Source organism: Streptomyces sp. CAI-85 (assembly GCF_013363615.1).
Classification (GTDB): Bacteria; Actinomycetota; Actinomycetes; order Streptomycetales; family Streptomycetaceae; genus Streptomyces; species Streptomyces antibioticus_B.
Window position 1 is genome coordinate 227,687 of sequence record NZ_JAANNX010000002.1, and the last position, 14,007, is coordinate 241,693.

Consider the following 14,007-nt stretch of genomic DNA (forward strand, 5'->3'; position numbering starts at 1 on the left):
GGTCTCCTCGGTCGGCCGGCCTGGCGTGGTCTCCGGAACAAATTCATGCAAGCACGCTTGATTGTTTCCGGGACCGCTGCCAAGCTCCCCCCATGGCCGACCCGACGCCCGTCATCGATGATCTGCGTGCCGAGAGTGACGCCCTGGACGCCCTCGTGGCCGAGCTGGGGCCGGAGGAGTGGGGCCGGGAGACGCCCGCGCCCGGATGGACCGTCGCTCATCAGATCGCGCATCTCGCCTGGACCGACCACTCCGCCCTGCTCGCCGTCACCGACGTGGACGCCTTCCACGCGCTGGTGGAGAAGGCGCTCACCACCCCCGGCTCCTTCGTGGACGAGGGGGCCGAGGAGGGGGCACGGCAGTCCGTCGCCGCGTTGCTGAGCGGCTGGCGGGAAGGGCGGGCCGCGCTCGACGAGGCGCTCCGCGCCGCCCCCGACGGCGCCAGATTCCCCTGGTACGGGCCGCCCATGTCCTGCGCCTCCATGGCCACCGCCCGCCTGATGGAGACCTGGGCGCACGGACTCGACGTCGCCGACGCCCTCGGTGTCACCGTCGCCCCCACCGACCGCATCCGGCACATCGTCCGACTCGGCGTCCGCACCCGCGACTTCGCCCACATCGTGCACGACCTCGCCCCGCCGATGGAGGAGTTCCGGATCGAACTCACCTCCCCAAACGGTGAGTTGTGGACCTTCGGGCCCGACGACGCCCTCGACCGCGTCACCGGCACCGCCCTCGACTTCTGTCTCCTCGTCACCCAGCGTGCCCACCGCTCCGACCTCGCCCTCACCGCCACCGGCGCGGACGCGGACCGCTGGCTGGACATCGCCCAGGCGTTCGCGGGCCCGCCCGGCGCCGGCCGTGCGCCCAAGGGAGGCGACGACGCATGACCGCCGCCCCCCTCCGCATCGGCAACTTCTCCGGCTTCTACGGCGACCGCGCCGACGCCCTCCGCGAGATGCTCACCGGCGGTGAACTCGACGTCCTCACCGGCGACTACCTCGCCGAACTCACCATGCTCATCCTCGGCCGGGACCGACTGAAGGACCCCTCCGCCGGGTATGCCCGCACCTTCCTGCGCCAGTTGGAGGACACCCTCGGCCTCGCCCGCGAGCGCGGCGTGCGGATCGTCACCAACGCGGGCGGGCTCAACCCGGCCGGACTCGCCGACGCCGTACGCGTGCTGGCCGACCGCCTCGGCATCCCCGTACGCGTCGCTCACGTCGAGGGCGACGACCTCGGTGCCCGCCACCCCGGCAGCCTCACCGCCCACGCCTACCTCGGCGGCTTCGGCATCGCCGCCTGTCTGCGCGAGGGCGCGGACGTCGTCGTCACCGGACGCGTGACCGACGCGGCCCTCGTCACCGGTCCCGCCGTCGCCCACTTCGGCTGGTCCCGCACCGACCACGACCGGCTCGCCGGGGCCGTCGTCGCCGGGCACGTCCTGGAATGCGGCACGCAGGCCACCGGCGGCAACTACGCCTTCTTCCGCGACGGAGACGTCCGCCGCCCCGGCTTCCCGCTCGCCGAACTCCACGCCGACGGCAGCAGCGTCATCACCAAACACCCCGGCACCGGCGGCTTCGTGGACGTCGGCACGGTCACCGCCCAGCTCCTGTACGAGACCGGCGGCGCCCGGTATGCCGGCCCTGACGTCACCGCCCGCCTGGACACCGTACGGCTCACCCCGGACGGGCCCGACCGGGTCCGCATCGACGGCGTGCGCGGCGAGGCACCGCCCCCGGACCTCAAGGTCGGCCGCACCCGGCTCGGCGGCTTCCGCAACGAGGTCACCTTCGTCCTCACCGGCCTCGACGTGGAGGAGAAAGCCGCGTTGGTGCAGGGGCAGATGGAGGACGCCTTCGCCAAGTCCAGGCCCCAGGACGCCACTTGGGATCTCGTCCGCACCGACCAGGCCGACGCCGGTACCGAGGAGACCGCCAGCGCGCTGCTGCGACTCGTCGTCCGTGATCCCGAACAAGCCGTCGTAGGGCGGACGTTGACCGGCGCCGCCATCGAACTGGCCCTCGCCAGTTACCCCGGCTTCCACGTCCTCGCCCCGCCCGGAAAGCCTTCCCCCTACGGCGTGTTCGAGGCCGCCTACGTGCCGCAGGGCGAAGTGCCGCACACCGCCGTGCTGCCCGACGGCCGCCGCCTTCCCGTCGCCCCGGTGGACGAGACCCTCGCCCTGGACGTCGTAGCCGAACCGCCCCTTCCCGAACCGCCGCCCGCCGGACGGCCGTCGCGGCGCGCGCCGCTCGGGCTGGTCGCCGGGGCCCGCAGCGGTGACAAGGGAGGGGACGCCAACGTCGGAGTGTGGGTACGGACCGACGAGGCGTGGAGGTGGCTCGCGCATACCCTCACCGTCGAGCGGTTCAAGGAACTGCTCCCGGAGAGCCGCGAGTTGACCGTCACCCGCCACGCACTACCCCACCTGCGCGCCCTCAACTTCGTCGTCGAGGGCATCCTCGGCGCCGGTGTCGCCTCACAGCACCGTTTCGACCCGCAGGCCAAGGCCCTGGGCGAATGGCTGCGCTCCCGCCACCTGGACATCCCGGAGGACCTGCTGTGACCGTCCTGCCGTCGGCGCTGGACCCCAACGGCCCCGACTTCCGCGCCCACCGCGACTCCATGCTCGCCAAGCTGGCCGACCTCGACGCCGAGCACGCCAAGGCGCTCGCGGGCGGCGGTCCGAAGTACGTCGACCGGCATCGCGCGCGGGGCAAGCTGCTCGCCCGCGAGCGCATCGAGCTGCTGCTCGACCCGGACACGCCGTTCCTGGAGCTGTCGCCGCTGGCGGCCTGGGGGAGCGAGTACACGGTCGGCGCCTCGCTCGTCACCGGGATCGGGGTCGTCGAGGGCGTGGAGTGCCTGATCACGGCCAACGACCCGACCGTGCGCGGCGGCGCCAGCAATCCGTGGTCGCTGAAGAAGGCCCTGCGCGCCAACGACATCGCGCTCGCCAACCGGCTGCCCTGCATCAGCCTGGTGGAGTCCGGCGGCGCCGACCTGCCCTCGCAGAAGGAGATCTTCATCCCCGGGGGCGCGATCTTCCGCGACCTCACCCGGCTGTCGGCCGCCGGGATCCCCACCGTCGCCGTCGTGTTCGGCAACTCCACGGCCGGCGGCGCGTACGTCCCCGGCATGTCCGACCACGTGATCATGGTCAAGGAGCGGGCCAAGGTGTTCCTCGGCGGCCCGCCGCTGGTGAAGATGGCCACCGGCGAGGAGAGCGACGACGAGTCCCTCGGCGGCGCGGAGATGCACGCGCGCGTGTCGGGTCTCGCCGACTACTTCGCCGTCGACGAGCGGGACGCGCTGCGGCAGGCCCGGCGGGTGGTCGCCCGGCTCAACCACCGCAAGGCGTACGGTGATCCGGGCCCGGCCGAGCCGCCCAAGTACGACCCGGAGGAGCTGCTCGGGATCGTCCCCGGGGACCTCAAGACGCCGTTCGACCCGCGTGAGGTGATCGCCCGGATCGTCGACGGCTCCGACTTCGACGAGTTCAAGCCGCTGTACGGCAGCAGCCTCGCCACCGGCTGGGCGCGTCTGCACGGCTATCCGGTCGGCATCCTCGCCAACGCCCAGGGCGTGTTGTTCAGCGCGGAGTCCCAGAAGGCCGCCCAGTTCATCCAGTTGGCCAACCAGCGCGACATCCCTCTGCTCTTCCTGCACAACACCACCGGCTACATGGTCGGCAAGGAGTACGAGCAGGGCGGCATCATCAAGCACGGCGCCATGATGATCAACGCGGTCTCCAACTCGAAGGTCCCGCATCTGTCGGTCCTGCTCGGCGCCTCCTACGGCGCCGGCCACTACGGCATGTGCGGCCGCGCCTACGACCCCCGGTTCCTGTTCGCCTGGCCGAGCGCCAAGTCCGCCGTCATGGGCCCGCAGCAGCTCGCCGGCGTCCTGTCGATCGTCGCCCGCCAGTCGGCCGCCGCGCGCGGGCTGCCGTACGACGAGGAGGGCGACGCGGCGCTGCGCGCGATGGTCGAGCAGCAGATCGAGTCGGAGTCGCTGCCGATGTTCCTGTCGGGCCGGCTCTACGACGACGGTGTCATCGACCCGCGTGACACCCGCACCGTCCTCGGCCTGTGTCTGTCGGCCGTCCACACGGCGCCGTACGAGGGTGCGCGCGGCGGCTTCGGCGTCTTCCGGATGTGAGGGACCTACCAGTGATCACTTCTGTGCTCGTCGCCAACCGGGGCGAGATCGCCTGCCGGGTCTTCGACACCTGCCGCGCGTCCGGGATCCGCACGGTCGCCGTGCACTCCGACGCCGACGAGAACGCGCTCCACACGCGTGTGGCCGACACCGCGGTACGGCTGCCGGGGGCCGCGCCCTCGGACACGTATCTGCGCGTCGACCTGGTCGTGAAGGCGGCCGTCGCCGCGGGCGCGGACGCCGTGCACCCCGGGTACGGCTTCCTGTCCGAGAACGCCGACTTCGCGCGCGCCGTGCTCGACGCGGGCCTGGTGTGGATCGGGCCGCCGCCCGAGGCGATCGAGGCCATGGCGTCCAAGACCCGCGCGAAGGAACTGATGGGCCTCGCGCCCCTGGCCGCCGACGCGGTGACCGAGGCCGATCTGCCGGTGCTGGTCAAGGCGGCCGCGGGCGGCGGGGGGCGCGGGATGCGGATCGTGCGCCGTCTGGAGGAGCTGGCCGCCGCGCTCGACGCCGCGCGCGCCGAGGCAGCCAGCGCCTTCGGTGACGGCGAGGTCTTCGTCGAGCCCTATGTGGAGCACGGCCGCCATGTGGAGGTGCAGATCCTCGCCGACACCCATGGCACGGTGTGGGCGCTCGGCACCCGCGACTGCTCCCTCCAGCGCCGCCACCAGAAGGTGATCGAGGAGGCGCCCGCGCCCGGCCTGAGCGAGGAACTCACGTCCGAACTGCACGCGCTGGCCGTACGCGCCGCGCGCGCGGTGGACTACGTCGGCGCGGGCACCGTCGAGTTCCTCGTCGCCGACGGCCGCGCGCACTTCCTGGAGATGAACACCCGCCTCCAGGTCGAACACCCCGTCACCGAGGCCGTCTTCGGGCTCGACCTGGTCGCCGAGCAGATCCGGATCGCCGAGGGCCACGCCCTGCCCGCCGAACCGCCCCCCGCGCGCGGGCACGCCGTCGAGGCACGCCTGTACGCCGAGGACCCCGCGATCGGCTGGACCCCGCAGACCGGCACCCTGCACCGCCTGGCCGTCCCCGCCGGCGTCCGCCTGGACACCGGCTTCGGCGACGGCGACGAGATCGGCGTCCACTACGACCCGATGCTCGCCAAGATCGTCGCCCACGCGCCCACGCGCGCGGAGGCGATCCGCCGGCTCGCCGGAGCACTGGAACGCACCACCCTGCACGGTCCGGTCACCAACCGCGACCTCCTCGTCCGCTCCCTGCGCCACGAGGAGTTCACCTCCGCCCGTATGAACACGGGCTTCTACGACCGCCATCTGCCCGACCTCACCACCCCGGCCGCCGACCCGGTCACCGCCCTCGCCCCGCTCGCCGCCGCGCTGGCGGAGGCGAGCACCGGATCCCGCTTCGGGGGCTGGCGCAACCTGCCGTCCCAGCCGCAGCGCAAGCGCTACGCGGTCGCGGGTGAGGAGACCGAGGTCGCCTACGCGCACGGCCGGACCGGCCTGACCGCCGAGGGCGTCCAGGTCGTGCACGCCGGCCCCGCCCTGGTCGTCCTGGAGACCGACGGCGTACGGCACCGCTTCGAGGTCGCCCGCTACGGCGACCAGGTCCACGTCAACGGCACCACCCTCACCGCCCTGCCCCGCTTCCCCGACCCGCAGGCCCAGCGCGCCCCGGGCTCCCTGCTGGCCCCGATGCCCGGCACGGTCGTCAAGATCGCGGACGGCCTTGTCACCGGATCGGGTGTCCAGGCCGGTGAACCGATCGTCTGGCTCGAAGCGATGAAGATGCAACACGTCATTTCGGCCCCGGCGACAGGAACGCTCACGTCCCTACCGGTCACAGAAGGCCAACAGGTGACCCTGGGCGCCCTCTTGGCCGTGGTCGAGGCAACCAACCCTTAGGGGCGCGGGGAACTGCGCGACCAGCCACACACAAGCCGCAGCCGAAGGAGCACAGTGACCACCCACATCGAATCCGACGAGCACAAGGCACTCCGCGCAGCGGTATCCGCCTTCGCCAAGAGCCACTCCACCCCCGGCGAGGAAACGGACAACCGCGCCCTCTGGCAGGAGGCGGCCAAGCTCGGCTACATCGGCGTCAACCTGCCGGAGGCATACGGAGGGGGAGGCGGCGGCATCACCGAACTTTCCCTCGTCCTGGAGGAGATGGGCGCCGCCGGCAACCCCCTGCTGATGATGATCGTCTCCCCGGCGATCTGCGGCACCGTCATCTCCCGCTTCGGCACCGACGCGCAGAAGCGGGAGTGGCTGCCCGCCCTCGCGGACGGCAGCCGGCTGATGGCCTTCGGGATCACCGAGCCCGACGCCGGGTCCAACAGCCACCGCATCACCACCACGGCCCGCCGTGACGGCACGGACTGGGTGCTCACCGGCCGCAAGGTGTTCGTCTCCGGTGTGGACATCGCGGACGCCACCCTGATCGTCGGCCGCACGGAGGACGCCCGCACGGGCCGGCTCAAGCCCGCTCTGTTCATCGTCCCGAGGGACGCGCCGGGCTTCTCGCGCCGCCGGATCGAGATGGAACTCAAGAGCCAGGAGTGGCAGTTCGAGCTGGTCCTGGACGACGTACGGCTGCCGGCCGAGGCGCTGGTGGGCGACGAGGACGCGGGGCTGCTCCAGCTCTTCGCGGGCCTCAACCCGGAGCGCATCATGACGGCCGCGTTCGCGATCGGAATGGGCCGCTTCGCCCTGGCGAAGGCGATCGAGTACGCGCGTGACCGCACCGTCTGGAAGACGCCGATCGGCGCCCACCAGGCCATCGCGCACCCGCTCGCGCAGGCCCACATCGACCTGGAGCTGGCCCGGCTGATGATGCAGAAGGCGGCCCATCTGTATGACGCGGGGGACGACATCGGCGCGGGCGAAGCCGCCAACATGGCCAAGTACGCGGCGGGCGAGGCGTGTGTGAAGGCGGTCGACCAGGCCGTGCACACCCTCGGGGGCAACGGTCTGACGACCGAGTTCGGCCTCGCCCGGCTCATCACGGCCTCACGCGTGGCTCGCATCGCGCCGGTGAGCAGGGAGATGATTCTGAACTACATCTCGCATCAAACGCTGGGCCTGCCCAAGTCGTACTAGTCAGCACACCGTCGTGCCAGGAGGAACCATGTTCCGCAGCCAGTACGCAGACGTACCGCCCGTAGAACTCCCCATCCACGACGCGGTGCTGGGCCGGGCCGCCGAGTTCGGTGACACGCCCGCGCTGATCGACGGCGCGGACGGCACGACCCTCACCTACGACCAACTCGACCGTTTCCACCGGCGGGTGGCCGCGGCGCTCGCCGAGGCCGGGGTCCGCAAGGGCGACGTCCTCGCCCTGCACAGCCCCAACACCGTCGCGTTCCCCCTCGCCTTCTACGCCGCCACGCGCGCGGGCGCCTCCGTCACGACCGTGCATCCGCTCGCCACGGCGGAGGAGTTCGCCAAGCAGCTCAAGGACTCGGCCACCCGCTGGATCGTGACCGTCTCCCCGCTCCTTGAGACGGCACGGCGGGCCGCCGACCTGGCCGGCGGCGTCGAGGAGATCTTCGTCTGCGACAGCGCCCCCGGCCACCGTTCGCTGATCGACATGCTCGCCTCCACCGCCCCTGAGCCACAGGTCGCCGTCGACCCGACCGAGGACGTGGCGGCCCTGCCGTACTCGTCGGGGACCACCGGGGTCCCCAAGGGCGTGATGCTCACCCACCGGCAGATCGCCACCAACCTCGACCAGCTCGCCCCGGCGATCTCGGCGGCCCCCGGCGACCGCGTCCTCGCCGTCCTGCCGTTCTTCCACATCTATGGCCTCACCGCTCTGATGAACGCGCCGCTGCGGCAGGGCGCCACCGTCGTCGTCCTGCCCCGCTTCGAACTGGAGACGTTCCTCGGGGCCATCCAGAAGCACCGCATCACCGCGCTCTACGTGGCGCCGCCGATCGTCCTCGCCCTCGCCAAGCACCCGGCGGTCGCCCAGTACGACCTGTCGTCCCTGAAGTACGTGATCAGCGCCGCCGCCCCGCTGGACGCCGCCCTCGCGGCCGCGTGTTCCGAGCGCCTCGGCCTGCCGCCGGTCGGCCAGGCGTACGGCATGACGGAGCTGTCCCCGGGCACGCATGTCGTCCCGCTCGACGCCATGACCGACGCCCCCGCGGGCACCGTCGGCAGGCTCATCGCCGGCACCGAGATGCGGATCGTCTCCCTCGACGACCCCGGCAAGGACCTCGGCCCCGGCGAGCGCGGCGAGATCCTCATCCGCGGCCCGCAGATCATGAAGGGCTACCTGGGCCGGCCCGACGCCACCGCCGACATGATCGACGCCGACGGCTGGCTGCACACCGGCGACATCGGACGCGTCGACGACGACGGCTGGCTGTTCGTCGTCGACCGTGTCAAGGAACTCATCAAGTACAAGGGGTTCCAGGTCGCCCCGGCCGAGCTGGAGGCACTGCTGCTCACCCACCCCGGCATCGCCGACGCCGCCGTCATCGGCGTCTACGACGACGACGGCAACGAGAGCCCGCACGCCTTCGTGGTCCGCCAGCCGACCGCCGCCGACCTGTCCGAGGGCGAGGTCGCGATGTACGTCGCCGAGCGCGTCGCCCCCTACAAGCGCGTCCGCCACGTCACCTTCATCGACGCCGTGCCCAGGGCCGCCAGCGGAAAGATCCTGCGCCGCCATCTCAGGGAGACCGCATGACCGTCCTCGCGCGCGCCAGGGAGCGCGGGATCGAGACCCTCGCGCTCGACTCCCCGGACACCCGCAACGCCCTCTCGTCCGTCCTGGTCGGCGCCCTGGCCGACGCCCTCGCCGACTGCGCCGCCGACCCCCAGGTGCGGGCGGTCGTCCTCACCCACACCGGCGGCACCTTCTGCGCCGGCGCCGATCTGCGCGATCCGCCCGACCCGGACGCGTTCGTGGGCCTGCTGCGCCGGATCGTGGAGCTGCCCCTGCCGGTCGTCGCCCGGGTCACCGGGCACGTCCGGGCCGGCGGCATGGGCCTGCTCGCCGCCTGCGACATCACCGCCGCCTCCACCACGTCGACGTTCGCGTTCACGGAGGTCCGTATCGGCGTGGCCCCGGCGGTGATCTCCCTGCCGCTGCTCCCGCGCACCGACCCGCGCGCCCTCGCCCGGCACTACCTCACCGGCGAACGCTTCGACGCCGCCGAGGCCGCCCGCGCGGGGCTGCTCACGGCCGCGGGTGACGACGTGGACGCCGTCCTCGCGCCCGTCCTCGACGGTCTGCGCAGAGCCGCACCGCAGGGCCTGGCCGAGACGAAACGGCTGCTCACGGCTAGGGTGCTGGAGACCTTCGACCGGGACGCGGCCCAGCTCACCGCGCTCTCGGCCCGGCTGTTCGCCTCCCCGCAGGCCCGCGAGGGGATGACGGCCTTCCTCGAACGACGGGATCCCGCATGGGTGCTGTGAGCGCAGTCGACCGCGACCGCGCCCCCAAGCAGGACCGCAGCCGGGCCACCCGGCAGCGGCTCCTGGAGGCCGCCGTGGCCTGCCTCGCCGAACACGGCTGGGCGGGCTCCACGGTCTCGGCCGTCGCCGAGCGGGCCGGGGTCTCCCGCGGCGCCGCCCAGCACCACTTCCCCACCCGCGAGGACCTGTTCACCGCCGCCGTCGAGTACGTCGCGGAGGAACGCTCGACGGCCCTGCGCGCCCTTTTCCCCGAGGGCGGCGCCGACCGGCACGCGGTGGTCTCCGCCCTGGTCGACCTCTACACCGGCCCTCTCTTCCGGGCCGCCCTGCACCTGTGGGTGGCCGCCTCCCACGAGGAGCAGCTCGGCCCGCGCGTGACCGAGCTGGAGGCCCGCGTCGGCCGCGAGACGCACCGGATAGCCGTGGATCTCCTCGCCGCCGACGAGTCCGTGCCCGGCGTCCGTGAGAGCGTGCAGGGCCTCCTCGACATGGCCCGCGGCCTCGGCCTCGCCAACCTCCTCACCGACGACGGGGGCCGCCGCGAGCGGGTCGTGGCGCAGTGGGCACGGCTGCTGGACGACGCGCTCGGCTGAGTGCCTCCCCAGGCGCCGCCCTCGTTGTCGGTGCCCTCGCCTACGGTGGCCGGCATGGGTGACACATTCCAGACGGTCGTCGACCGTGACGCGACGCCCGAGGACGCCTCGCGCCTCGCCCGCCCGCTGGTCGACTGGCTGGTGGCCGAGGGCATCGTGCTCGCCGACGCCGAGCCCGGCTGGGGCCTGAGCGAACACCCCGCGCATCCGCCGGGCCCGCACTGGCACAAGGCCGTGGAGAACGCCCGCTGGGGCTCCCCGGAAGGGGTCGTCGTCCACACCGAACGCCATGTCTTCTGGAGCAACCACCACGACTCCGACGCGCCGTCCGCCCGGTGCCCGCGCTGCGCGGCTGCCGTCGCCGACCACTCGCTCTTCTCCGCCGAGGCCGACCGCTGGCACGGCACCGGCGAGGGCGCGGTCGACTGCCCCGCGTGCGGGGCGACCGTCCCGATCCCGGCCTGGGACTGGTCCGACGACCACATGGCCTTCGCCCACCTCGGCCTGGAGTTCTGGAACTGGCCCTGGCTCAGCGAGGCGTTCCGCGCCCGGATGGCCGCGTTCTGGCCGGGCCACCGCACGGTGTTCCTCGCGGGCAAGATCTGACCGCCCGCCGCTGCGGAGCGCTCAGGGGCTGAGCCGCTCCACGCGCCAGCCGCCGTCCGTCTCCGCCACGTACCGCAGCCGGTCGTGCAGCCGGTTCTCCCGCCCCTGCCAGAACTCCACCGACTCCGGCGCCACCCGGAAACCGCCCCAGTGCGGCGGCACCGGCACCTGCTCGCCCTCCGGATAGCGGGCGACCAGCTCGGCGTAGGAGGCGTCGAGGTCCGCCCGGCCCGCGATCACCGACGACTGCCCGCTCGCCCAGGCGCCGAGCTGGGAGCCGTGCGGGCGGCTGCGGAAGTACGCGGCGGTCTCGTCCCGTCCGGTCCTGCGGGCCACCCCGCGCACGATTACCTGCCGCTCCATCGGATGCCAGGGGAAGAGCAGCGAGACGTACGGGTTCTCGGCGAGGTCCCGCGCCTTGCGCGAGTCGTAGTTGGTGTAGAAGACGAAGCCGTGCTCGTCGAACTGCTTCAGCAGCACCGTCCGAGAGCCGGGCCGGCCCTCCGCGTCCGCCGTGGACACGATCATCGCGTTCGGCTCGAACAGATGGGCCTCGACGGCCGCCTCCCGGAACCAGCGCGCGAACTGCTCCACGGGCGTGGCGGCCAGGTCCGCCTCGGTGAGCCCCTCCGCCCGGTACTGCTTGCGCATGGCGGCGGGATCGGGGGCGGGGCCGGAGGAGACGGCGTGTGCGTCGGTCACGGTGGTCATCCTGCCGTATCGGCCCGCGCGGACCGGCACCCCGGCAAAGGTGGCACTGAGTGCCGCAACCACTCCCCAAAGGTGACACTCAGGGATATGGTGTGGAGACCATCCCAGGTGGGTGACCGTCGGCCGCACGGGGCATCACCGGGGTGACCGCCCATGACCGCGAGTCCCGCACCTCGCGTGCACCGGACCGCGGATCCCGCCGGCGCCATCCGTCGCCCACATCACGAGGAGCCGCCCGATGTCCGACTTCGTACCCGGGCTCGAAGGAGTCATCGCGTTCGAGACGGAGATCGCCGAACCGGACAAGGAAGGCGGCGCCCTGCGGTACCGGGGCGTCGACATCGAGGACCTGGTCGGCCACGTCTCCTTCGGCAACGTCTGGGGGCTGCTCGTCGACGGCGCCTTCAATCCCGGTCTGCCGCCCGCCGAGCCCTTCCCCATCCCGGTCCACTCCGGCGACATCCGTGTCGACGTGCAGTCCGCGCTCGCCATGCTCGCCCCCGTGTGGGGCCTCAAACCGCTCCTCGACATCGATGCCGAGCAGGCCCGCGACGACCTCGCCCGGGCCGCCGTCATGGCCCTCTCCTACGTCGCCCAGTCCGCCCGCGGACAGGGCCGCCCCATGGTGCCGCAGCGCGAGATCGACAAGGCCGCGTCCGTCGTCGAACGCTTCATGATCCGCTGGCGGGGCGAGCCCGACCCCAAGCACGTCGCCGCCGTCGACGCCTACTGGACGTCCGCCGCCGAGCACGGCATGAACGCCTCCACCTTCACGGCCCGTGTGATCGCCTCCACCGGCGCCGACGTCGCCGCGGCCCTCTCCGGCGCCGTGGGAGCCATGTCGGGGCCGCTGCACGGCGGCGCGCCCTCCCGCGTCCTCGGCATGATCGAGGAGATCGAGCGCACCGGCGACGCCACCGCCTACGTCAAGCAGGCCCTGGACCGCGGCGAACGCCTCATGGGCTTCGGCCACCGCGTCTACCGCGCCGAGGACCCCCGCGCGCGCGTGCTGCGCCGCACCGCCCGCGAGCTGGGCGCACCCCGCTTCGAGATCGCCGAGGCGCTGGAGAAGGCGGCCCTCGAAGAGCTGCACGCCCGCCGCCCGGACCGCGTCCTCGCGACCAACGTCGAGTTCTGGGCGGCCATCGTGCTCGACTTCGCCGAGGTACCGGCGCACATGTTCACCTCGATGTTCACCTGCGCCCGCACCGCCGGCTGGTCCGCCCACATCCTCGAACAGAAGCGCACCGGCCGCCTGGTCCGCCCGTCCGCCCGCTACATCGGCCCCGGCGCCCGCGGCCCCCAGGAGATCGAGGGCTACGCGGACACCAACCACTGAACCGCGATCCGCTGAACCGCGATCCGCACGGACCGAGCCGTCACGCGGGGCTGAGCAGCTCCGCGTGATGCCGCTCGGCGACCAGCGGATGCGCCCGCAGCTTGCCCTTCAGCTCGTTGAAGCCGTACTCGGCGAACAGCGGGTTGGCCGGATCGTCCGTCACGCCCGGCGCGGCCGACGCGTGCGGGAACACCAGCGGCTCCACGCGCGCGTCCAGCCGCGGGTTGTAGAAGAACGGCACGGAGAACCGCTCGACCGCGCTCGGCGGGGACACCACCCGGTGGTTGGTGGCGACGAGATACCCGTCGGTCGCCACCTCCAGCAGCTCGCCCAGATTGACCACGAAGGCGCCCGGCAGCGGCGGCACGTCGTGGAACCGGCCGTCCTCGCGCTGCACCTGGAGCCCGCCTATCCGGTCCTGGAGCAGCAGCGTCAGGAAGCCGTAGTCCTTGTGCGCGCCCACGCCCTGGCCCGAGCCGTCGCCCGCGCTGCCCGGGTAGCGCACCAGCTTCAGATGCGGATGCGCCCGCTCCCCGAACACCGCGTCGTAGAAGTCGGGGGCCGCGCCGATCGAGGCGAGCAGTTCGTGCAGCAGCCGCTCGGCGACCGCGCTGAGCCGGTCGATCCAGGCCAGCGCGGCGGTGCGCAGCTCGGGCAGTGCGGCGGGCCACTGGTTCGGGCCCTCCAGCCACCAGTACGCGGGCTCGCCCGGCCCTGGCGCGCGGGCCGGCCGCTCGGCGCCGATGTCGAGCTGGTCGCGCCAGTCCTGCCGCCCGCCGGTGCGCTCGTCGCCGGTGCGGGTGTAGCCCCGGAAGTGCGGCGAGTTCACGTTGTCGATCGCGAGCCGGTCGGCCTCCGGCAGCGCGAAGAAGGCGCGCATGGCGGTGAGCAGCCGCTCCGTCTCCTCCGGTGGCACGCCGTGCCCCACGAGCTGGAAGAAGCCGACGTCGTGGGCGGCGGAGTGCAACCGCGCGTGCAGCAGCGCACGCGCCTGCGGCCCGCCGTCGGCGGCCGAGAGGTCGATGATCGGAAGTTGCTGGTACGACGGAGTCGTCGACGCGTTCGTCATTGCTGTGTCCGTGCGGTGGGAGGACGGGAGAGGGGATGCGGCGGATGAGCCGGGTGAGCCGCGACGAACGCCGCCCGGAGAACGGAGAACGGGGAACGGAGAGCGGCGGACGGACGGCTGTGA

Annotated in this window: 12 protein-coding genes; 10 read left to right on the forward strand and 2 right to left on the reverse strand. The window is 72.8% G+C overall.

The window, feature by feature from the left end:
- Nucleotides 1–92 precede the first annotated feature (92 nt).
- The 9 genes from G6W55_RS03990 to G6W55_RS04030 are packed head-to-tail and all read left to right on the forward strand — an operon-like array spanning nt 93 to nt 10,765.
- Nucleotides 93–890 carry a TIGR03084 family metal-binding protein gene (locus G6W55_RS03990; protein ID WP_175519365.1) on the forward strand — a complete coding sequence of 266 codons (798 nt, stop codon included), beginning with the start codon at nt 93–95 and terminating at the stop codon, nt 888–890.
- Nucleotides 887–2,572 (forward strand): acyclic terpene utilization AtuA family protein, encoded by a 1,686-nt coding sequence (locus G6W55_RS03995; protein ID WP_175519366.1) that lies wholly within the window; start codon nt 887–889, stop codon nt 2,570–2,572. Before G6W55_RS03990 ends, G6W55_RS03995 begins: the two co-directional genes overlap by 4 nt.
- Nucleotides 2,569–4,167 (forward strand): carboxyl transferase domain-containing protein, encoded by a 1,599-nt coding sequence (locus tag G6W55_RS04000; protein WP_175519367.1) that lies wholly within the window; start codon nt 2,569–2,571, stop codon nt 4,165–4,167. Before G6W55_RS03995 ends, G6W55_RS04000 begins: the two co-directional genes overlap by 4 nt.
- 11 nt (nt 4,168–4,178) lie before the next feature.
- Nucleotides 4,179–6,041: a biotin carboxylase N-terminal domain-containing protein gene (locus tag G6W55_RS04005; protein ID WP_175519368.1), complete on the forward strand. Its 1,863-nt coding sequence runs from the start codon at nt 4,179–4,181 to the stop codon at nt 6,039–6,041.
- 54 nt (nt 6,042–6,095) lie between these two features.
- The gene (locus G6W55_RS04010) at nt 6,096–7,238 is read left to right on the forward strand and encodes an acyl-CoA dehydrogenase family protein (protein WP_175519369.1); all 1,143 of its coding nucleotides are present in this window, start codon (nt 6,096–6,098) and stop codon (nt 7,236–7,238) included.
- 28 nt (nt 7,239–7,266) lie between these two features.
- A complete protein-coding gene (locus tag G6W55_RS04015) occupies nt 7,267–8,835 on the forward strand; it encodes a 4-coumarate--CoA ligase family protein (protein ID WP_175519370.1) in 1,569 nt (522 codons plus the stop codon).
- The gene (locus G6W55_RS04020) at nt 8,832–9,566 is read left to right on the forward strand and encodes an enoyl-CoA hydratase family protein (protein ID WP_175519371.1); all 735 of its coding nucleotides are present in this window, start codon (nt 8,832–8,834) and stop codon (nt 9,564–9,566) included. Before G6W55_RS04015 ends, G6W55_RS04020 begins: the two co-directional genes overlap by 4 nt.
- Entirely contained in the window at nt 9,554–10,159 is a 606-nt protein-coding gene (locus G6W55_RS04025) for a TetR/AcrR family transcriptional regulator (protein ID WP_175519372.1), read from the forward strand. The genes G6W55_RS04020 and G6W55_RS04025 overlap by 13 nt, the downstream gene beginning before the upstream one ends.
- A 54-nt stretch (nt 10,160–10,213) precedes the next feature.
- Nucleotides 10,214–10,765, forward strand: a complete 552-nt coding sequence (locus tag G6W55_RS04030) for a hypothetical protein (RefSeq protein WP_217686487.1) — start codon at nt 10,214–10,216, stop codon at nt 10,763–10,765.
- Nucleotides 10,766–10,786: 21 nt separating this feature from the next.
- Here the strand turns inward: G6W55_RS04030 and pdxH are convergent, their stop codons facing one another.
- Nucleotides 10,787–11,476 carry a pyridoxamine 5'-phosphate oxidase gene (gene pdxH, locus G6W55_RS04035; protein WP_175519374.1) on the reverse strand — a complete coding sequence of 230 codons (690 nt, stop codon included), beginning with the start codon at nt 11,474–11,476 and terminating at the stop codon, nt 10,787–10,789.
- Nucleotides 11,477–11,714: 238 nt separating this feature from the next.
- Here pdxH and G6W55_RS04040 point away from each other — a divergent pair, with 238 nt between their 5' ends.
- Nucleotides 11,715–12,815 (forward strand): citrate synthase 2, encoded by a 1,101-nt coding sequence (locus G6W55_RS04040; RefSeq protein WP_175519375.1) that lies wholly within the window; start codon nt 11,715–11,717, stop codon nt 12,813–12,815.
- 40 nt (nt 12,816–12,855) lie between these two features.
- Here G6W55_RS04040 and G6W55_RS04045 read toward each other — a convergent pair whose 3' ends face one another.
- Entirely contained in the window at nt 12,856–13,884 is a 1,029-nt protein-coding gene (locus tag G6W55_RS04045; protein WP_175519376.1) for an isopenicillin N synthase family oxygenase, read from the reverse strand.
- Between the last annotated feature and the right edge of the window lie 123 nt (nt 13,885–14,007).

Excerpts from the sequence above, each read along its gene's own strand:
- G6W55_RS03990 (WP_175519365.1), top strand. The coding sequence starts at position 93 with ATGGCCGACCCGACGCCCGTCATCGATGATCTGCGTGCCGAGAGTGAC.
- G6W55_RS03995 (WP_175519366.1), top strand. The coding sequence starts at position 887 with ATGACCGCCGCCCCCCTCCGCATCGGCAACTTCTCCGGCTTCTACGGC.
- G6W55_RS04015 (WP_175519370.1), top strand. The coding sequence starts at position 7,267 with ATGTTCCGCAGCCAGTACGCAGACGTACCGCCCGTAGAACTCCCCATC.
- G6W55_RS04020 (WP_175519371.1), top strand. The coding sequence starts at position 8,832 with ATGACCGTCCTCGCGCGCGCCAGGGAGCGCGGGATCGAGACCCTCGCG.
- G6W55_RS04025 (WP_175519372.1), top strand. The coding sequence starts at position 9,554 with ATGGGTGCTGTGAGCGCAGTCGACCGCGACCGCGCCCCCAAGCAGGAC.
- G6W55_RS04030 (WP_217686487.1), top strand. The coding sequence starts at position 10,214 with ATGGGTGACACATTCCAGACGGTCGTCGACCGTGACGCGACGCCCGAG.
- pdxH (WP_175519374.1), bottom strand. The coding sequence starts at position 11,476 with ATGACCACCGTGACCGACGCACACGCCGTCTCCTCCGGCCCCGCCCCC.
- G6W55_RS04040 (WP_175519375.1), top strand. The coding sequence starts at position 11,715 with ATGTCCGACTTCGTACCCGGGCTCGAAGGAGTCATCGCGTTCGAGACG.
- G6W55_RS04045 (WP_175519376.1), bottom strand. The coding sequence starts at position 13,884 with ATGACGAACGCGTCGACGACTCCGTCGTACCAGCAACTTCCGATCATC.